Source organism: Motiliproteus coralliicola, from assembly GCF_003345655.1.
GTDB classification, from domain to species: domain Bacteria; phylum Pseudomonadota; class Gammaproteobacteria; order Pseudomonadales; family Balneatricaceae; genus Motiliproteus; species Motiliproteus coralliicola.
On record NZ_QQOH01000005.1, the window covers coordinates 194,752 to 212,805 of the forward strand.

An 18,054-nucleotide genomic window follows, 5' to 3' on the forward strand; every position below is an offset into this window, starting at 1 on the left:
GTTTGATGTTTAATCCCCGATTGATATTTGGACAAGCTTTATCCTGATTGGAAACCTGCTCAGCAACGGCGGACAGGCCCCTCTTCAGGGGGGTGATTCGAGGGTTTCCTAGTCAGCTCCCGCTGGTGCCGGATATCGTCGATCCCGATCAGGGCTGAGGCAACAATCGACGCCTGCCATCTCAAAGTTAGAGGATTTGATCGGATAAGAGAGCTTGGTCAGAAACAAGCGATCAGACTGGCGGTATAAGAGCCTGGGGTAGAAGAAGCAACGGGGCCAGCGGCCCCGTTGTGATCGATGGGACGGACTCGCCTTCGACTCAGGCGCTGACCTTGAAGCTGCTGGTCAGGTGTCGCAGGTGCTCGGATAGCTCGGCCAGGGATTCGCTGGACTCGGCCACCTGATCGGCGGCGGTGGCGCACTCCGAACTGACGTCGTTGATGCGGCTGACGTTGGTATTGATCTCTTCGGTAACGGCCGATTGCTGCTCGGCAGTGCTGGCGATCTGGGTGGTCATATCATCGATCTGGCTGACGCCGCCGACGATCTGATCCAGCGCCTGATCGGCCAGTTGAGCCTTGTTGACCACACCGATGGCGACCTGATGACTCTTCGCCATTGCGTCGGCGGCATTCTCGGCGCCGTTCTGCAAGCTGGTAATCACCTGCTGGATCTCGCCGGTCGACTGAGCCGTGCGTTGTGCCAGGGTCCGGACCTCATCGGCAACCACCGCAAACCCGCGCCCCTGTTCACCGGCACGAGCCGCCTCGATGGCAGCATTCAGCGCCAACAGGTTGGTCTGTTCGGCGATATTGTTGATCACCTCCAGAATCGAGGCGATATTGGCGCTCTCCTCCTTCAGCTGGGAGGTCAGGCTGCCGGATTGTTCCAGTTGCATCGACAGTTCGTTCACCGCGTCTACGGCTTCACGAACCTGCTGCTTGCCTTGAGAGGCTGCGTGGGAGGCCTCATGGGTGGCTTGAGCGGTGCTTTCGGTATTGTTGGCCACATCGTGGACGGTGGCCGACATCTCGTTGACGGCGGCGGCGACCATCTCGGATTCTTGATGCTGTTCCTGCATGCCTGCCTGGGTTTGGGCTGTGGCGGCGGATAGCTCGGTAGCCGATGCAGAGACCTGCTGGGCGGAGCTGTTCACATCGGTGATGATGTCGTCGAAGCTTTCGAGCATCTCGTTGAAGGCGGCAGACATTTGACCGACCTCGTCACGGCTGCGGTAGTCGCTGCGCAGGGTCAGATCATGCTGACTGGCCGCCTGGCCCATCAGCTCCTTCAGATCAACGATCGGCTGGGCGATGGTTCTAGCCAGTAACATGCCCAGTGAGACCGCAATGGTCATGGTGATCAGCAGGTTGATGATGGCGCCCTGAATCTCCTCATAGAATTCGGCTTTGATGTCGTCGATATACACGCCGGTGGCCACGACCCAATCCCATTTCGGGAAGTGGCGGGCGTAGGACAGCTTAGGAATCGGCTCATTACTGCCGGCCCGTGGAAACATGTACTCAACGAAGGCGTCACCCTGGTTGCTGGCCTGGCGACTCATCTCATCAAACATGCGGACACCGTTGGCATCCTGGCTTGAGGTCAGGTTTTTACCGACCAGATCCGGTTTGATCGGATGCGACAGCATCTTGCCCTGGCTGTCGAGAATGAAGAAGTAATCGTTATTGCCGTAGCGGAGGGTTTCGATCTGCTGTCGGGCGATATCCATGGCCTGCTCGGGCGAGAGATCGCCGCGGTTGGCTTGTTTCTCGATCAGTGAAAAGGCGGTATCGGTCAGATCGGTTAGTTCAACCTGTTTACCATGATTCAGCGCCTTCCATTGGGTATTGAGGTTAAGCGCTTCGATGAACAGCAGTGCCAGTATCATCAAAGAAACCAGCAGTAGGATTTTTTGGCGGGTCTTCAGTTGCTTAAGCAGATTGCTCATGGTTTTCCTCCGTTGAAAACGGTGTTCAGCCTGAACGACCCTCCTTCGGAAAAGGTGGGTAGGAAATGTTCATCCAACAGGTTGAATTAGACTTTTGGGTAATAGGGTGCTGCTGATTCTGCTCTTCAAAAACGGTGGTGAATATGACGCGTGTCAATAAAATATTGACGACTTATCATCAATTGACATTTAAGCGGGATGTTCTTGTGCCGTTATTTAACTGCGTCAACGACTTACAGGCACGGCTGACCCAAGGGTTGTCGTTGCCTTGGCGGGCTTGGATACGGTCATTACGCTGACATTCCCAGCTGGTGACCGGGTGTTGGCGGGACCAGCTCTGCATCAAGCGGGACTGTGATTTGGACAGACGCAGGTTGTATTGGTCGCGCATATAGAGGTAAGTGCGGGCGATGGCGCCGCGACTGTGCCGCGGTGGCTCCGCCACCCGTTGTTTGAAGTCGATCTTGATCTGGCAGGCTCCGTAGTTAGTGCTGTCGGCATCCAACAGGCCGAAGCGGAAGTTGGAGCGATCGCCGTTGACCTCGCCGATGGCCGGCACCAGATTGTGCAGATCGGCTTCCATCTTGCGGAATTGCGGATCCTTCTTGCAGTTCTTACGTCCACCCTGCTGCCAGCACTGGCGCTGATGACCGAAGTGATAGGCCGGCATCAGGTGCTCCCATTCGATCCGGTTGGCGCGCCGGGGCTGCTTGCGGACCTGGTAGCCGCAGCTGGACAGATCGGGCTTGAGCTTCTTGCCCTGTGTTTCGATCGCGCAGCCGCAGTAGAAACTGACCGGTTGGTCGGCGTAGATCTTGGCGGCTAGTCGCTTGGCTTTGGCGAAGCTGGACGGGTGTTCGGCGGCGTTCAGCGAGGGGATTAGCAGCAGGGCGGCGATCAGTGAGAACAGGGCGAGGGGGGGCACGGCATAGGGCTCCAGGGGCGGTTGTGACTGAACGCCGCGCAACAAAAAGCCCCGCATCGGCGAGGCTGTTTAGAGGGGCATTTCGGTCATCTCGACCGGCTCCCCCTGGCGGCGATGTTTGCTGACTATCCCTGTCGCGGCGCCATGGTAAGGCGCGGCTGCAACCGGGGCAAGCGGAACAGTCGCCGTGGAGCTGGGGCGATTACTGCGCGGCGACCACCGACAGTTCCACCAGGATTTCCGGGCGTGCCATCCGGGCTTCGACGCAGGCGCGAGCCGGCTTCGGAATGTCTGCTACCCAGGCGTCCCAAACCACGTTCATGGCGGCGAAATCTTTGATGTCGCGGATATAGATGGTGGTGGAGAGAATCTTGTCGCGGCTGCTGCCGGCTTCTTCCAGCAGTGCTTCGACCTTGGCCAGACACTGGCGGGTCTGCTCGGCGATATCCCAGTTGGCGTCACCGGCGGTCTGGCCGCACAGGTAGACAGTGCCGTTGTGCTTGACGATTTTGCTCATGCGCTCGGTAGAGCCGATACGTTCGATAGACATGCTCTGTTGTTCTCCTGACTGTTGGTCCCGGCGCTTGGCCGGTGGGGTTCGATAGGCAAATGAGGTGGTTAGAATCGGTGCATTCATGATGACATTCGGGTCCTGATTAAAGCACTTTGCGCTCAAACCGGTCGACCCGGAATGGGCTCAGATCGAAACAGCTGTCACCGCCCGTGATCAATTCGGCCATGATCTCCCCGACGACCGGCCCCAGCTGAAAGCCATGGGCCGAAAAACCAAACGCGTGCCAGGCGTTATCGGCGTTAATCGCCGCGCCGAGCACCGGTAGGTTGTCGGGGAGATAGGCTTCCAGTCCGGCCCACATACGGTTGACGGAAGCGGTCTTCATGATCGGGAAAAACTCGGTCGCGTTACGGGCGCCAGCGGCCAGTTTGGCGTAATCGAGTCGGGTGCGGTTGTTGTCGCGGTCGGCGAAGCCTTTGGCGCCGCCGCCGATCAGTACCGTACCATTTTCAAACTGTTTAAACGAGAGCGGCCGACTGACGGCCCCCACCACCGGGGTGGCAAAGTGGGGCATCCGGGTGGTGATCATCAGCATCGGCGCGCTGTAGGACATCGGCACATTGTCACCGATCATCACCGAAATTTTATCGGCCCAGGCGCCGGCGCAGTTGAGCAGGCGACCGGCTTCGAAACGGCCCTGGCTGGTCTCCACCAGCCAGGAGGTGCCGACCTGGCGCAGGCTCTGTACCTGACAGCCTTCGACGAAGCGAGCGCCCAGACGAACTGCGGCATGGCGAAAAGCGTTGGTGCTCTGGTACGGGATGGCATAACCGTCCTGCTCGGAGACCACGCCGCCGACGCAGTGCTCGGCGACCTGTGGCAGCCGCTCACGCAGCTCTTGTTGGTCGATGATCTGCTCGTGAAAATGTCCCAGTGCGTGCATCTGCTGCTGCCGGTCACGCAGGGTCTTCATATCGGCCTCATCGGCAGCGATATTGATCAGCGAGCGGCTGCGGAATCCGGTGTCGGCGTCCAGCTCATCGTCGAGTTGGTGCCAACGCAGCATCGATTCCTTACTCAGCGGTACTTCGGCGACATGGCGGCCCAGCAGGCGGACACCACCGGCGTTGACGCCGGAAGCGTGGCGCGAGACCCAATCCTTCTCCAGCACCGTGACACTGACGCCCTTTTTGGCCAGATGATAGGCGGTGGAGCAGCCCTGGATGCCGCCACCGATAATCAGTACCTCGGGTTTCATTGGCTCGGCTCCTGAATGCTGACCGGATCAGCGCTGGCATTAGTATTTGTAGTCGCGGGTTCTACGCGGCTGAAACGACCCAGTTCGGTCAGGTTGAGTAGCCGCATCGGCGAGCGCAACCGGTAGTAGCCGACCTCGTCGACCCGTTCGCCACGCCAGCTGGCCAGCAGCTCGCTGACGGTATGACCGCATTGGCGACCCTGGCAGGGACCCATGCCGCAGCGGCTCATCATCTTCAGCTCGTTGGGACCGCGGGCGCCGCGCTCAAATTCGGTTCGCAACTGGCCCAGGTTGCGCTCTTCGCAGCGACAAACCACGGTTTCTGCTTTTTCCGGAATCCGGTGCTGCTCTATGGGTTGGTAGAGCCGGTCGATAAAGCGGCGGAAGCGGTTCAGGCTGGCCAATTGCTCTTGGTCGCCGCGGGCCCGCTGATCGCGCTCGTCGAGGCTGATCCGGCCCAGTCGCGCCAGTTGATTGAGGGCCACCAGTCGGCCCATGCGTTCGGCACCGTCGGCGCCGACGATACCGCTGCTGTCACCGGCCACTGAGATCGAGGCGATCGAGCTCTGGCCCCAGCTGTCGAGGCTGGGTTTCCAGCACAGCTGTTGCTCGCACCAGTGGTGCTTGAGGTTCAGCGAGCGGGTCATATTCAGGTTCGGGATCACACCCTGATGCAGGAACAGGTGTTCGCAGTTGATCTGCTCGGAGCCCTTGTCGTTGAGCCAGCGCAGACCGCTGACGCGCTCGTCGCCGATCACTTCCAGATTCTGGGCGAAGCGGTGAACCGGAACTCCAGCTTGGCGGATCTCGTTCAGCAGCCCCAACCCTTTGACCAGCATCGCGGGTTGGGACAGCAGGCCCAAACCCTGGCCCATGGCGGCGAGGTAATTACTCTTCGGGGTGGTGTCGACCAGGGCTTTGACCTTGACGCCCAGGCGCAGGTACTGGGCCACGATCAGGTACAGCAGCGGGCCGCTGCCGGCGAACACGGCGTTGTCCTGTACCAGTGCATCGGACTTGAGCATCACCTGGGCGCTGCCGGCGGACATCACCCCGGGCAGGTGCCAGCCGGGGATCGGGAACGGGCGCTCCATGGCGCCGCAGCCGACCATCAGTTCGCGGGCGGTCAGGCTGTGGGTCTGCTCCTGTTGGGAGAACAGCACCTCGCCGTTATCGCCGACGTGCCAGACGGTGGCGCCGTAGCGTTTCTCGGCGGAGCAGCGCTCGAAAGCCTCCACCAGCTCGGCGCCGCGAAGGTAATCGGGGCCCAACTGCTCCGGCTGGGTTAACGGGCTGACGCTGACATTCCGGTAGATCTGGCCGCCGGCACGGGGCTTGTCATCCAGCACCACGACTCGGGCGCCGGCTTGGCTGGCCGTGATGGCTGCCGACATGCCGGCCGGGCCGGCACCGATGATGGCAATATCGTAGCTGTTCATGGCTTCAAATTTCCGTGGCCAGGTCATCGACCTGCGGTTGTGTCTGTCCCAGCGGCTGGGCTGCGGAATGCTGGGCTATCGGTTGCTGAAGCCCGTTGCTCGGGGCTTCAGCTTGGGTTTGTTCGGTAATCTGTTGACGGTTGATCTGCATACCCGGTTGGACGCGGACCAGACAGGCCTGGCGGTTGGGCATTCCGTCGATCTCGACCAGACACTCGAAGCACACGCCCATGGCACAGTAGGCGGAGCGGGGCTGTTCGGTCACCGGGGCAATCCGGGTGGTGGTCTGGTCGCTCAATGCCATGGCTGCCCAGACCGAGATACCGGCAGGTACCCGTTGGAGCTGGCCGTTAATGCACAGTTCGATCGGTTCGTTGGTGTCGGAGGCGAGGGAGCGAAACATGATCACAATCCAAACAAAGCGGTTGAGTGGCTGAGATTGCTGCCGAGCACTCGGAAAAGACGATCGAGTGCTGGGCAGCGGGTCAGTCAGGGAGCCTCAGAAGCCCCCTGGTTTGACGGCCTAAGCGGGAGGCTTAGGTGACGCTGTTGGCAACGTCAGTCGAAGACTTAGTTGGCGATCCGGTCCAGGATGCCCTGGCCCCAATCGGCGCCGATATCTTCGAGGATCTGCGGCCAAACTTCGGCACGAACCTTCTTGGCGGCAGCCGCCAGCTCTTCGTCGCTCAGCTTAACGATGGTGGCACCGTAGTCGGCCAGCTTCTGCTCGTAGTCGCTCTGGTCGGCTTCGGCACGATCCCAGCGCTTGGCTTCGAACGCCTTGGCGGCTTTCTGCAGCGCATCACGGTCTTCGCTGTCCATGTCGGCCAGGGTTCCGGAGTTGATCAGCATGTACCAGGCTTCGAAGTGAGTGTTGACCGGCACGTAGGTCTTGGTGACATCACGGAAGGAGGCGTAGTAACCCTCGGCACCGGAACCGATTACCCCGTCAACCACACCGGTCTGTACCGCGGTGAAGGCTTCGGAGAACGGAATCGGTGAGCTGATGTAACCCAGTGAGTCGGAGGTCAGCTGGAAGCTCTTGATGCCCGGCACACGGACCTTGATGCCTTTCTCGACGTTGGCATCGCCCGGAGAAACGGCGTCACGGTTCAGAGCTACACCACCGAAGTAAACCGGGTAGGCTGCCAGCATGGTGATGTCCTGCTTGGCGTACAGCTCTTTCATCGCTTCATAGATCGCACCGCCCGGACCGTAAGCCACTTTGGCTTCTTTCCAGTTAGCGGCAACGTACGGGAAGTAGGTGATCTGCATCTGGCGAGAGGCAGCAGTCGCAGCCGGCTGAACCGCCATGTCGACGGCGCCAACGGAGATCCGCTCTTGAACGGTGGTGTAGTCGCCCAGTGCGCTGGCGGCGAAGATCTTGACCTTCACATCGCCTTCGGTGGCTTTCTCAACGTCGGAGGCGAACACTTTCAGTTCCTGATCAACGATCGCGCCTTGCGGGCGGATGTGGCTGATCTTCAGGGTAGCGGCTTCAACCGCACCGCCGATCAGCAGTCCAGTCATCATGGCAGCGCTTAGCGGCTTTTTCAGGAAAGAGCTGGAAAGAAACGACTTTTTCATAGGTTTATCCTCATTATTGGTTGTCGTTGTTGTCTTTCTGTTGGGGCTTGCGGCAAGCCGCTCGCCCCGGTACTGCGATAGAAATTCGGTTGGTTCAGTGCTCCGTAACTCAGTAGCCGAAGAAGCGCGGCAGGCCGAGTGACAGGTCGTCCCAGAAGGAGGTCAGGAACACCACCGGCAGGTAACCGGTCAGAATCAGGATCATCGCCGGCTTGATCACCTTGGTGACCTTGACCTTGCCGATACGGGCGCCGAGGTACAGGATCGAGGCGTACGGCGGAGTCACCCCGCCCATGGCGGTGTTGACGCCCATGATGGCGGCGAACTGGACCGGGCTTACGCCGATCGCTTCCATCAGCGGCAGCAGCAGCGGCGCGATCAGGATGATGGCGGTGACGTCGTTGACCACCATGCCGACCAGGAACAGCAGCACGTTGATCAGGATCAGCAGCAGAGTCTTGTTTTCAGTGATCGAGAAGATCGCCTCGACCAGCTGCTGCGGGATGCTCTCGAGTACGAACATCTGCGACAGAATCATCGAGAACAGGATCATCAGCATGATCGCGCCGACCGAGGTGGAGGCCTCCTTACCGGCACCGAAAAAGGTTTTCCAGTCCAGACCCTTGTAGATCAGGAAGCCCACAGGGATGGCGTAGATCACGGCCACGGCTGCGGCTTCGGTCGGGGTCATGATGCCGCCGTAGATACCGCCGAGGATGATCACCGGCATCAGCAGCGCCGGGGTCGCCTTGAAGCCGCGACGACCCACTTCTTCGATAAAGTCGGCACCCTTGGGACGCTCTTCCAGCACCAGGTTGAACTTGCGTGCCATCCAGACATTGACCACTGAGAAGTTGGCCATGATCAGCAGGCCCGGACCCAGGGTGGCCAGGAAGCAGGCCAGGATCGAGGTATCGGTGACCCAGCCGTAGACGATCATGGTCACACTCGGCGGAATCAGCAGACCCAGCAGCGAGGCGTTGGCGATCAGCGCGGTGGCGTATTCACGGGGATAACCCTGCTTCTCCATCTCAGGAATCAGCAGCGGACCGATCGCCGCAACCCCGGTGAGACCTGAGCCGGAGATTGCGCCGATCAGCGCGCAACTGACAGTGGCGACAACACCCAGACCGCCGCGCAGGTGGCCGACGAAGATGTTGACGAAACGGAGCAGACTGGCGGCTATCCCGCTGACACTCATGATGGTGCCGGCCAGGACGAACAACGGAATCGCCAGCAATACCGGGTTACCCAGCTGTTGGAAGCCCCACAGCATGTTGCCCTTCATGATCACATCGCCGAGGAAGTACATCACCATCAGGCCGCCGCCGAAGCAGTAGGGCAACGGCACGCCCAGGGTCAGCAGGATGACCAGCACGGCCACCGCGATCAGTGCAATCTCAACCATGATGGGACTCCTTGGATGCAAACAGGCTGCGCAGATGGCCAAACAGATGGACGGCGGTGTAGAGCATCATCAGGGTCATGCCGATCACCAGCGCCACGTCGACGTAGAAGGTGGGGATATAGAGGGTTGGGCTCTCTTTCCAGACCCGCCATGAATACTTGGTGAAATCCCAGGCCCAGTAGGTCAGCCAGCAGCCGACGATCAGGCTCAGAATTTCGCCAAGAGTCGCCAGCAGAATGGCCTGACGCTCGGTACTGAGGAAGATCTCCAGTACGTTGGCACGGATATGGGTGTTCTCACGGGAGGCGTTGACGGCGCCCAGGACGTAGAGCCACAGGGTGGGGTAGAGCAGGCTCTCTTCGAGCCCCATCACCGGCACTTCGAGGACGTAGCGGGTGATGACTTGGACAAACTGCCCACCGGCGACCAGGCAGATCAGCCCGGTTAGCAGCAGGCTGGCAAATCGATTCATCGATGTTTCCTCAACTGGCTGTCTTGTTGTTGTGTTGAGGAAAGGTTCCGCTCGTTAGGCTATAAAATCAAAACGATAATATTGATATCTGCATCAGTTTTTTCTATGGTCTCTCAAATCAATCATGATTATCAGAGGGTTATATGCACCTCAGTATTCGGCAATTACAGGCGTTTCGGGAAGTGATGCGTACCGGTTCGATCTCTGAAGCGGCTCGGGCGTTAAATCGGACCCAACCGGCGGTCAGTGCGATGATCGCCGGATTGGAGGAGGAGTTGGGTCTGGCGCTGTTCGAGCGACAGCGTGGCCGATTGATCAAGGTACCCGAGGCATACTTCTTTCTGGATGAGACCGAGGCGATCCTGGAGCGTCTGGCTCAATCGACCCGCACCATGCAGGAGATCGGCAACCTGAAAGAGGGGCGGTTGCGGATCGCCTGTATGCCAGCCTCGTCCCAGTTCATGATGCCGCGGCTGGTGGCCGACTTCGTACGAGAAAAGCCCAAGGTGAAGGTCTCGCTGATGATGCGCGCTTCCAGCGTGATCGAGGAGTGGGTCGCCTCGCAGCAGTACGATCTTGGCCTGGCGGAAACCCCGGCGCCGAACCGGGCGCTGGCCGTGGAAACCTTCGAACTGCGCTGTGTCTGTGCGGTGCGGGCCGATGATCCGTTAGCGGAAAAAGCCCGCCTCGAACCGCAGGACCTGTCCGGACTGCCGTTGGCCACCCTGCAGCAGGATCACCCCAACCTGATCGCCACCAAGGCCGCCTTCAGCGCCGCCGGGGCCGACTTCAACCAGCGCTTCGAGCTGCGAAACTTCCAGCCGGCGCTGAAACTGGTGGAAGAACGACTCTGTTACTGCATCTGCGACCCGATGACCGCGGCCAGTTACTACGACTACCAGGGCAGCAACCGCACCCTGGTATTCAAACCCTTTGACCCGGAGGTGGTGCTGTCGGTGTCGATTCTGCAGCCGGCCCACCGTCCCGCGTCGAGGCTGGGGGCAGCCTTTGTTGAACTGCTGCGTGACGAGATCGAGCGGATCAACCGGATGTTCGAGTCGGTGCCCTGATCAGCCCTGAATGGCTGCTGTGACTCGGTGAGGGAGGCGAGAACTCAACGGTTCCGGTAGCGGAACAAGCCGTCGCTCTGGTCGGCCAGCAGCGCCAGCTGCTTTCGCAACTCGGTGGTGAAGGCGGTGGCCATCCGGGATTTGGAGCGGGTGGCCGGAAAAATTACCGCGAAATCAAACGGTACCGCCGGAGCAAAGGGTTTTACCACCAGGCCGCGCTGGGCATAGTTGATCGCGGTGGCCGGATCCACCAGCGAGACCCCACCGCCATCCAGTACGAAGGCGCAGGCGACGTGGGAGACCTGGGTGTCGAACATCAGCTGGCGTTTGACCCCGGCGCGCTCGAACACCTCATCCACCTTGTAGCGCACACTCTGCTCGGTCCCGAGTGAAACGAACATCTCTCCCTCCAGATCCTCCGGCACGATCACGGCCTTATCCACCAGTCGATGGTCGGGCGGCAGGATACAGAGCAGCTCACTGTCGGCCAGGGTTTCCACCTCGATCGCCGGATCCGACACCTTGATCGCCGAGATCCCGATATCGAAGTGCTGGGTCGCGATCCAGTCGGCCACCTGTTGCGAGCTACGGACCTGCAGGGTGACCTGAATCCCCGGGTATTTCTGCATGAACTGGTGCACCACCTTGGGCATGAAGTCCTGGGCCAGGGCCGGCATACAGACGATCCGCAGGGTGCCGCGGTGAAAGTGACGTAGCTCCTCGGCGGTTCGCGATAGTTTCTCGATCCCGACGAACGATTTCTCCACCTCCTCGAACAGAATCATCGCCTCGGGGGTCGGCACCAGCCGCTTCTTATGGCGCTCAAACAGACTCACCCCGACACTTTCCTCGAAATCGGCCAGCAGCCGGCTGATCGCCGGTTGTGAGACATAGAGGATGTCGGCCGCACCGGTGGTGGTACCGGCAATCATCACCGCGCGAAAGGCTTCCACCTGACGAAAGCTGAGCCGGGCCATGGTTGTTCTCCTGCTGGGTCTGAATCGTTGTTATATAACACTATGTTATCAAGTGTCGAAAATAAACGATTTGATGTTATTTGGTCGCTATTTGACCATATCTCCCACTGGATCGGCTGCCGATCCATCGATCCCCTCCGACATTAAAGAGACAAAAAAATGGAGAGAATCTTCCGTTATGTCCTGGCGTTACTGATCAGCACCGTGGCTGGTTTTCAGTTCGTCCAGGTCATCACTCGCTACGTGTTCGAGACCCCGGTGATGGGGCTGGAAGAGGTGGCGATGATTCCCACCCTGTGGCTCTACGCCCTGGGCGCGGTCAACGCCTCCCGTGAAGACACCCAGATCCGCGCTAACGTGCTGGAGATCTTCCTCAGCACCGAACGGGCCCGCCATATCCTGCTGGTGATCTCAGAAAGCCTGAGCCTGGTGATCTCGCTGTGGCTGACCTCCTGGGCCTGGGACTACCTGCGTTACGCAATTCGGGTCGGCAAGGAGACCCCCACCCTTTACCTGCCCACGCTGATCTACGAGTCGGCGCTGTTCCTGGCGCTGGCGGCGATGAGCCTGTACGTGGGCTGGCACCTGATCGGTCATATCCGTGCCCTGTGGCGCGGTGGTAGGGAGCTGGATACCCCGATCGATCACGAGCATCCCCACACCAGCGAACTAGATGAATTCCAGATTCTGGAGCCCCAGGAGGACAAGACCCATGGTTGAGATCGCACTGCTTGCCTTTCTGGTACTGATCTTTCTGCTAAGCCTCGGTGTTCCGCTGCCGTTCTGCTTCGGCGCCGGCCTGATGGTGATGACCCTGGTCGGGGACGCCACCATGAAGGGCATGATGCTGTGGGGCTTTGGTCAGCTGACCAACCCGGTGCTGCTGGCGATCCCGCTGTTCGTGTTCGCCGGTACCATCATGAGCGTCAGCGGCATCGCTGCCAGTCTGCTCAAATTCGTTAATGTCTTCGTCGGTCGTATTCGCGGTGGTCTCGGGGTCGTGGCGTCGGTCAGCTGCGCCATCATCGGCGCGATCTCCGGCTCCGGCCTGACCGGTATCGCGGCCATCGGCCCGCTGTTAATCCCGGAGATGGAGCGCAAGGGTTACCCCCGTGCTTACGCTACCGCGCTGATCGCCAACTCGTCGATCCTGGGTCTGCTGATTCCGCCCAGTGTGACGATGATCGTCTACGGCTGGGTCACCGAGACGTCGATCCTGGCCAGCTTTCTGGCCACCCTCGGGCCGGGACTGCTGATCATGTTCAACTTTGCGGTGGTCAACCTGGTGATGGCGCGCAAGTTTGACCTGGTGCTCGACGAGCCGGTCGCGTTCGGCGAGATGATCAAACAGGCCGGTAGCAACACCGTGCATGCGGTCCCGGCGCTGCTGATGCCGGTCATCATTCTTGGCGGTATCTACGGCGGCGTGATGACTCCCACCGAGGCGGCGGCCGTGGCGGTGATCTACGCCCTGCCGGTGGGCTTCATGATCTACAAGGGCCTGACCTGGCAATCCTTCCTGGAGTCCGGCAAGGAGTCGGCCACCGCGGTGGGTGCGATTCTGATCATGATCCTGTTCAGCCTGATGCTGAGCCAGATCTTCGTGATGGAAGACATTCCCCAGGCGCTGGTGGAGGCGATCTTCGAGATCACCGAAAACAAGACCCTACTGTTGCTGCTGGTGACCCTGTTCCTGTTCCTGATCGGCATGGTGGTCAACGACATCACCGCCATCATTCTGACCGCGCCGCTGCTGATGCCGTTGATGGAAGCGCTCGGGGTCAGCCCGATCCAGTTTGCCGCCATCATGGGGGTGACCACGGCAATGGGCGGAGTGACGCCGCCCTACGCCAGCATCCTCTACCTGGGCGCCCGTATCGGTAACGTCAAATTCACCGAAATCATCAAGCCAGCGATGGTGCTGCTGCTGTTCGGCTACCTGCCGGTAGTAGCGCTGGTGCTGATCTGGCCCGAATTGTCCGAATTTATTCCCCAGATGCTGGGTTATTAAACGCAAGACCGAACCTTTCCTCCGGGAACTGTAAAACAATAAAGGAGAACATCATGCGTAATACGCTGACCAAGAAACTCGCCCTGACGCTTTCGCTGACACTGGGAGCCATTACCGCGGCCGAAGCCGCCACCCTAAAGATCAGTCATGTTCGCCCGCAGGGTGCGATCATTGACCAGGAGATCAAGGCGTTTGCCACTGAGGTTAAGCAGGCCACCGATGGTGACCTGAAAGTCAAAATCTACGCGGCCAGCGCCTTGGGGGATTACACCTCCGTGCAGGAGCGTATCTCGGTTGGTGCCGTGGACATGGCGGTGCAACCAGCCGCCGCTGCTGCTGACCGTAAGATGCAGATCAGCTCTTTCCCCTATATCGCCGAGAATTGGGAGCAGGCGCGCAAGATCTACGGTCCCGGTGGTGCCATCTACGATGCGATGAAGAAGCTGTACGCCAAGCAGGACATCACCATGCTGGCAGCGTACCCGGTCTACTTCGGCGGTATCGCGCTGAACCGTGATGCCGTGTCTCCGGGTGATGTCGACGTCAAGAAAGGGATCAAGGTTCGGGTACCGGGCATCAAGAGCTTCCAGCTCACCGGTGACTCGTTGGGCTACATCAGCTCGCCGATTCCGTTCTCCGAAGCCTTTACCGCGGTTCAGACTGGTGTGGTCGACGGGGTGATCGGCTCCGGTGCCGAGGGCTACTACGCCTCGTTCCGTGATGTGACCAAGACCTACCTGCCGGTCAACACTCACTTTGAGGTCTGGTACATGATCATCAATTCCGAAACCCTGGCCGACCTGGATGCCGACGAGCGCGACACGCTGCAGAAGGCCGCGCTGGCGTTTGAGGCCAAGCGTTGGGAGCGGGCCGAATCCGATCAGGCCGCTTACGAGCAGAAGCTGGCCGACAACGGCGCCACCATCGTTCGCCTGAGCGATGCCGAATTGGCCGCCGCAGCCAAGAAGGTTCGTGCCGAAGTCTGGCCGCAGATTCTGGAAGATGTGGGTGCCAGCTGGGGTCAGGGCATTCTGGACCAGGCTGCCAACTAATCCTGCCTGAGGACGCTGGGTTGTCGGTTGCTGCCGCTGCAATGGTTGCGACGGTAGCGATCGATGCTCCAGCTCTACACCGGTAACAGTAGTTTTCCTCGGGAGAAAAGATGATGAGCGCAGCTGCAAAGATGGGCCGCGTTGAGGCCGACATTACCGTCATCGGTGGTGGCCTGGTGGGGCTGGCCGTCGCTCTGGGTCTGCAGGACCGGGGCCTTCGGGTCGCGGTGGTGGATGAGGGTGATCTGGCTTTGCGAGCCTCGCGGGGCAATTTCGGCCTGGTCTGGGTCCAGGGAAAGGGCGACACCTGCCCGGCCTATGCCCGCTTGAGTCGTCGCTCGGCGCGCCTTTGGGGCGACTTCGCCGCAGGTTTGCAGGAGTCCACCGGGATCGATGTGCAGCTGACCCAGCGGGGCGGTCTGTTTATCTGTCTGGAGCAGGACGAGCTGCAGAAAAGGGTCGATATGCTGGAATCGATGCGCCGTCAGCACGATGGCGATTATCCGTTCGAGGTGCTGGATCCGGCCGCACTGAGGGATAAAGAACCGGCGGTCGGGCCGACCGTGGCCGGAGCTACCTGGGGACCGGAAGATGGTCATGTGAATCCATTGCTGCTGATGCGGGCGATGGTGCAACGTTTTCTCGATGCCGGTGGTCAGCTGCTGACCGACGGCCCGGTGGAACGGATTGAATCCCACAATGGCGCGTTCCGACTTCAGGGTGCTGGCTGGACTCGGGAGACCGGACGGGTGGTGTTGGCCGCCGGGCTGGGCAATAAGTCACTAGCGGCTCAGGTGGGATTGAATGCGCCGCTGGAGCCCAATCGGGGCCAGGTACTGATCGCCGAACGGGTGCAGCCGTTGCTGAACTACCCCAATGGCCATGTTCGCCAGACTGCCGAAGGCACGATCCAATGTGGCGACTCCAAGGAAGATGTGGGTTTCGACTGCGGTACCACCACCGAGGTGGAGGCCGCGATCGCCGCGCGGGCGATTCGAATGTTTCCCGCGCTGGAGCAGGTCCGGCTGGTGCGCTCCTGGGGCGCGTTGCGGGTGATGACCCCCGACGGCTATCCGATCTATCAACAGAGCGAAAGCCACCCCGGAGCCTATCTGGTCACCTGCCATAGCGGTGTCACGCTGGCGGCGGTCCATGCCGGTCCGATCGCGGACTGGATTGCCGGTGAAAACAATGCCGGCGAACTTGAATTGGAGGTTTTCCATGGCGACCGTTTCTAACTTCAAACGCCTGCCTGCCAACGCCGCTGCCGAAGTCTGTATCTGGGTCGAAGGGCAGCCGGTGACTGCCCGCGAAGGCGAGAGCGTCGCCGCTGCCGTATTGGCGGCAGGCCTGGGGCCGACCCGTACCACCCCGGTTTCAGACAGTGCCCGCTCGCCCTACTGCATGATGGGGGTCTGCTTCGAATGCCTGATGGAGATCGACGGTCAGGCCAATAGCCAGGGTTGTATGACGGCGGTCGAAGAGGGGATGCAGGTCCGTTTCCAACGGGGTATTCGTGCCGTGCCCGCGGACACAGACACGGAAAAATCCACGGAAAAAGAAGCGGGAGAAAACCGATGAATCATTATGATCTCGCCATTATCGGGGCCGGCCCAGCCGGGATGGCTGCCGCTGTTACGGCAGCCGAAAGCGGACTGCAGGTGGCCCTGATCGATGAGCAAGCCCGTCCCGGTGGACAGATTTACCGCAATGTCGGCAGCCCGGCGTTGCGTCAACGGGAGATTCTGGGGCCGGATTACTATGCCGGTGAACGCCTGGTGGAGGCGCTGGATCACCCGCAGATCACAGATTTCAGTGGCGCCATGGTGTGGGAGGTTCGAACCGACACCCTCTGTCTGACCGTCGATGGTCAGAGTCGCCAGATCGGTTTCCAGCGGTTGCTGATCGCCACCGGCGCTCAGGAGCGTCCGGTGCCGTTCCCTGGTTGGACCACGCCGGGGGTGATGACCTGCGGGGCGGCTCAGATCATGTTGAAAACCAGCGGCTTGGCCCCCAACGGTCCATTGATTATCGCGGGTTCCGGTCCGCTGCTGCTGCTGATTGCCTGTCAGCTGAGCCGAGCCGGGGTCGAAATCGAGGCGCTTCTTGAGACCACACCGCGGCGCCGCTATCTGGAATCGCTGTCGGCCTGGCCCGGCGCGTTGCGCGGCTGGCGCTACCTGCTCAAAGGCGCATCGATGCTGGCCGAACTACGGCGCCGTGGGGTTAAACACCTGACCGGCGTCAGTCAGCTCCGGGCCGAGGCGGACGCCGAGGGGCAGCTTTGTGGGCTGAGTTATCACCGAGGCGGTCATCAGCAGCGGTTGGATTGTGCGACCCTGCTGGTACATCAGGGGGTGGTCCCCAACGTCCAGCTGAGTCGCTCGATTGGAGCTGCCCATGACTGGGACGAAGTGCAGCAATGCTGGCGGCCCCGGTTGGATCCCTATGGTGAAACGACCCAGGCCGGTGTGTTTATTGCCGGTGATGGCGGCGGTATCGGCGGTGCACTGGTGGCCGAATTGCAGGGTCGCCGTGCCGCCAACCGGATAGCCAATCAGTTGAGTCGACTCGGCGCGACCGAGTTTGAACATCGTGCCAACAGCCTGCAGCGTCAGATCGATTTCCAGTTGGCGATACGACCGTTTCTGGATCGGCTCTACCGTCCCGCCGATGAGTTTTTGCGACCCAGCGATGAGACCCTGGTTTGTCGTTGCGAAGAGGTTCGTGCCGGAGAGATCCGCCAGCTTGCTCGCGGCGGCTGCGCCGGTCCGAATCAGGCCAAGGCGTTCAGTCGCGCCGGGATGGGGCCCTGCCAGGGGCGGCTTTGTGGGTTGACGGTGTCGCAGCTGATGGCCGAAGCCAGTGACCGCCCGGTGGCCGAGGTGGGTTATTACAACATCCGCTCACCGATCAAGCCGGTGACCCTGGGTGAGGTGGCCGGGCTGGCGGCCGATCAAGATCAACAGCCGCAGGCACCGCAGATTGCGGAGCCTTCAGCAGTTTCAAATTATCAAAGGAGCGTCAGTCGATGACCATCGAGCGTTACCAGACCAATGCGCGGATGAGCCGCGTGGTGGTGCACAACCAAACCGTTTACCTCTGCGGCCAGGTGGCCGAGGACCGCAATGCGGATATTTCCGACCAGACCCGCACCATGCTGGCCAAGGTCGATCAGCTGCTCGAGAGCGTCGGCAGTAGTCGGTCGAAACTGCTGTCGGCCACGATCTACCTGAAGGATATGGCCGACTTTGCCGGGATGAACGCGGTCTGGGATGACTGGGTACCCAAGGGGCAGGCGCCGGCCAGGGCCTGTGTCGAAGCGGCCATGGCGGCTCCCGAACTGCGGGTAGAGATCTCCGTGGTTGCCGCCCTATAAACCCAAAGCGC

General features: G+C 60.5%; 18 protein-coding genes. 8 read left to right on the forward strand and 10 right to left on the reverse strand.

All coding sequences use genetic code 11. The features are described 5' to 3' along the window. Nucleotides 1–319 precede the first annotated feature (319 nt). From DV711_RS17170 to DV711_RS17210, 9 genes are all read right to left on the reverse strand, one after another. Nucleotides 320–1,951, reverse strand: a complete 1,632-nt coding sequence (locus DV711_RS17170) for a methyl-accepting chemotaxis protein (RefSeq protein ID WP_114696962.1) — start codon at nt 1,949–1,951, stop codon at nt 320–322. Between the two features lie 178 nt (nt 1,952–2,129). Further along, nucleotides 2,130–2,876, reverse strand: coding sequence for an endonuclease (locus DV711_RS17175; RefSeq protein WP_279386523.1), 747 nt, complete (start codon nt 2,874–2,876; stop codon nt 2,130–2,132). 202 nt (nt 2,877–3,078) lie between these two features. Next, on the reverse strand, nt 3,079–3,426 hold the full coding sequence (locus DV711_RS17180) for a RidA family protein (protein WP_114697119.1): 348 nt from the start codon (nt 3,424–3,426) through the stop codon (nt 3,079–3,081). Nucleotides 3,427–3,532: 106 nt separating this feature from the next. Next, a complete protein-coding gene (locus tag DV711_RS17185; protein ID WP_114696964.1) occupies nt 3,533–4,648 on the reverse strand; it encodes an NAD(P)/FAD-dependent oxidoreductase in 1,116 nt (371 codons plus the stop codon). Further along, on the reverse strand, nt 4,645–6,087 hold the full coding sequence (locus DV711_RS17190) for an FAD/NAD(P)-dependent oxidoreductase (RefSeq protein ID WP_243633871.1): 1,443 nt from the start codon (nt 6,085–6,087) through the stop codon (nt 4,645–4,647). The genes DV711_RS17185 and DV711_RS17190 overlap by 4 nt, the downstream gene beginning before the upstream one ends. Nucleotides 6,088–6,091: 4 nt before the next feature. After that, on the reverse strand, nt 6,092–6,490 hold the full coding sequence (locus DV711_RS17195; protein ID WP_114696966.1) for a (2Fe-2S)-binding protein: 399 nt from the start codon (nt 6,488–6,490) through the stop codon (nt 6,092–6,094). A gap of 167 nt (nt 6,491–6,657) precedes the next feature. Continuing rightward, nucleotides 6,658–7,674, reverse strand: coding sequence for a TRAP transporter substrate-binding protein DctP (gene dctP, locus DV711_RS17200; RefSeq protein WP_165840154.1), 1,017 nt, complete (start codon nt 7,672–7,674; stop codon nt 6,658–6,660). Nucleotides 7,675–7,783: 109 nt separating this feature from the next. Continuing rightward, nucleotides 7,784–9,082 carry a TRAP transporter large permease gene (locus DV711_RS17205; protein WP_114696967.1) on the reverse strand — a complete coding sequence of 433 codons (1,299 nt, stop codon included), beginning with the start codon at nt 9,080–9,082 and terminating at the stop codon, nt 7,784–7,786. Further along, on the reverse strand, nt 9,075–9,554 hold the full coding sequence (locus tag DV711_RS17210; RefSeq protein ID WP_114696968.1) for a TRAP transporter small permease: 480 nt from the start codon (nt 9,552–9,554) through the stop codon (nt 9,075–9,077). The genes DV711_RS17205 and DV711_RS17210 overlap by 8 nt, the downstream gene beginning before the upstream one ends. A gap of 143 nt (nt 9,555–9,697) precedes the next feature. Between DV711_RS17210 and DV711_RS17215 the strand changes: the two genes are divergently transcribed. Further along, nucleotides 9,698–10,624: a LysR substrate-binding domain-containing protein gene (locus DV711_RS17215; RefSeq protein ID WP_114696969.1), complete on the forward strand. Its 927-nt coding sequence runs from the start codon at nt 9,698–9,700 to the stop codon at nt 10,622–10,624. A gap of 44 nt (nt 10,625–10,668) precedes the next feature. On the opposite strand, the gene DV711_RS17220 is transcribed toward DV711_RS17215, so the two are convergent. Continuing rightward, nucleotides 10,669–11,601, reverse strand: coding sequence for a LysR family transcriptional regulator (locus DV711_RS17220; RefSeq protein WP_114696970.1), 933 nt, complete (start codon nt 11,599–11,601; stop codon nt 10,669–10,671). Between the two features lie 159 nt (nt 11,602–11,760). On the opposite strand from DV711_RS17220, the gene DV711_RS17225 reads away from it, so the two are divergent. From DV711_RS17225 to DV711_RS17255, 7 genes are all read left to right on the forward strand, one after another. Beyond that, the gene (locus DV711_RS17225) at nt 11,761–12,321 is read left to right on the forward strand and encodes a TRAP transporter small permease (RefSeq protein ID WP_114696971.1); all 561 of its coding nucleotides are present in this window, start codon (nt 11,761–11,763) and stop codon (nt 12,319–12,321) included. Beyond that, on the forward strand, nt 12,314–13,612 hold the full coding sequence (locus tag DV711_RS17230; protein WP_114696972.1) for a TRAP transporter large permease: 1,299 nt from the start codon (nt 12,314–12,316) through the stop codon (nt 13,610–13,612). Before DV711_RS17225 ends, DV711_RS17230 begins: the two co-directional genes overlap by 8 nt. A 53-nt stretch (nt 13,613–13,665) precedes the next feature. Next, nucleotides 13,666–14,664, forward strand: a complete 999-nt coding sequence (dctP, locus tag DV711_RS17235) for a TRAP transporter substrate-binding protein DctP (protein WP_114696973.1) — start codon at nt 13,666–13,668, stop codon at nt 14,662–14,664. Nucleotides 14,665–14,777: 113 nt separating this feature from the next. Continuing rightward, entirely contained in the window at nt 14,778–15,902 is a 1,125-nt protein-coding gene (locus DV711_RS17240; RefSeq protein WP_114696974.1) for an NAD(P)/FAD-dependent oxidoreductase, read from the forward strand. Further along, on the forward strand, nt 15,886–16,245 hold the full coding sequence (locus DV711_RS17245; RefSeq protein ID WP_114696975.1) for a (2Fe-2S)-binding protein: 360 nt from the start codon (nt 15,886–15,888) through the stop codon (nt 16,243–16,245). Before DV711_RS17240 ends, DV711_RS17245 begins: the two co-directional genes overlap by 17 nt. After that, the gene (locus DV711_RS17250; protein ID WP_114696976.1) at nt 16,242–17,699 is read left to right on the forward strand and encodes an FAD/NAD(P)-dependent oxidoreductase; all 1,458 of its coding nucleotides are present in this window, start codon (nt 16,242–16,244) and stop codon (nt 17,697–17,699) included. Before DV711_RS17245 ends, DV711_RS17250 begins: the two co-directional genes overlap by 4 nt. Further along, entirely contained in the window at nt 17,696–18,043 is a 348-nt protein-coding gene (locus DV711_RS17255) for a RidA family protein (protein WP_114696977.1), read from the forward strand. Before DV711_RS17250 ends, DV711_RS17255 begins: the two co-directional genes overlap by 4 nt. Nucleotides 18,044–18,054: the final 11 nt, after the last annotated feature.

What these genes read in the sequence shown, in the direction of transcription:
- DV711_RS17170 (WP_114696962.1), bottom strand. Translation starts at nt 1,951, where the DNA reads ATGAGCAATCTGCTTAAGCAACTGAAGACCCGCCAAAAAATCCTACTG.
- DV711_RS17180 (WP_114697119.1), bottom strand. Translation starts at nt 3,426, where the DNA reads ATGTCTATCGAACGTATCGGCTCTACCGAGCGCATGAGCAAAATCGTC.
- DV711_RS17185 (WP_114696964.1), bottom strand. Translation starts at nt 4,648, where the DNA reads ATGAAACCCGAGGTACTGATTATCGGTGGCGGCATCCAGGGCTGCTCC.
- DV711_RS17190 (WP_243633871.1), bottom strand. Translation starts at nt 6,087, where the DNA reads ATGAACAGCTACGATATTGCCATCATCGGTGCCGGCCCGGCCGGCATG.
- DV711_RS17195 (WP_114696966.1), bottom strand. Translation starts at nt 6,490, where the DNA reads ATGTTTCGCTCCCTCGCCTCCGACACCAACGAACCGATCGAACTGTGC.
- dctP (WP_165840154.1), bottom strand. Translation starts at nt 7,674, where the DNA reads ATGAAAAAGTCGTTTCTTTCCAGCTCTTTCCTGAAAAAGCCGCTAAGC.
- DV711_RS17205 (WP_114696967.1), bottom strand. Translation starts at nt 9,082, where the DNA reads ATGGTTGAGATTGCACTGATCGCGGTGGCCGTGCTGGTCATCCTGCTG.
- DV711_RS17210 (WP_114696968.1), bottom strand. Translation starts at nt 9,554, where the DNA reads ATGAATCGATTTGCCAGCCTGCTGCTAACCGGGCTGATCTGCCTGGTC.
- DV711_RS17215 (WP_114696969.1), top strand. Translation starts at nt 9,698, where the DNA reads ATGCACCTCAGTATTCGGCAATTACAGGCGTTTCGGGAAGTGATGCGT.
- DV711_RS17220 (WP_114696970.1), bottom strand. Translation starts at nt 11,601, where the DNA reads ATGGCCCGGCTCAGCTTTCGTCAGGTGGAAGCCTTTCGCGCGGTGATG.
- DV711_RS17225 (WP_114696971.1), top strand. Translation starts at nt 11,761, where the DNA reads ATGGAGAGAATCTTCCGTTATGTCCTGGCGTTACTGATCAGCACCGTG.
- DV711_RS17230 (WP_114696972.1), top strand. Translation starts at nt 12,314, where the DNA reads ATGGTTGAGATCGCACTGCTTGCCTTTCTGGTACTGATCTTTCTGCTA.
- dctP (WP_114696973.1), top strand. Translation starts at nt 13,666, where the DNA reads ATGCGTAATACGCTGACCAAGAAACTCGCCCTGACGCTTTCGCTGACA.
- DV711_RS17240 (WP_114696974.1), top strand. Translation starts at nt 14,778, where the DNA reads ATGAGCGCAGCTGCAAAGATGGGCCGCGTTGAGGCCGACATTACCGTC.
- DV711_RS17245 (WP_114696975.1), top strand. Translation starts at nt 15,886, where the DNA reads ATGGCGACCGTTTCTAACTTCAAACGCCTGCCTGCCAACGCCGCTGCC.
- DV711_RS17250 (WP_114696976.1), top strand. Translation starts at nt 16,242, where the DNA reads ATGAATCATTATGATCTCGCCATTATCGGGGCCGGCCCAGCCGGGATG.
- DV711_RS17255 (WP_114696977.1), top strand. Translation starts at nt 17,696, where the DNA reads ATGACCATCGAGCGTTACCAGACCAATGCGCGGATGAGCCGCGTGGTG.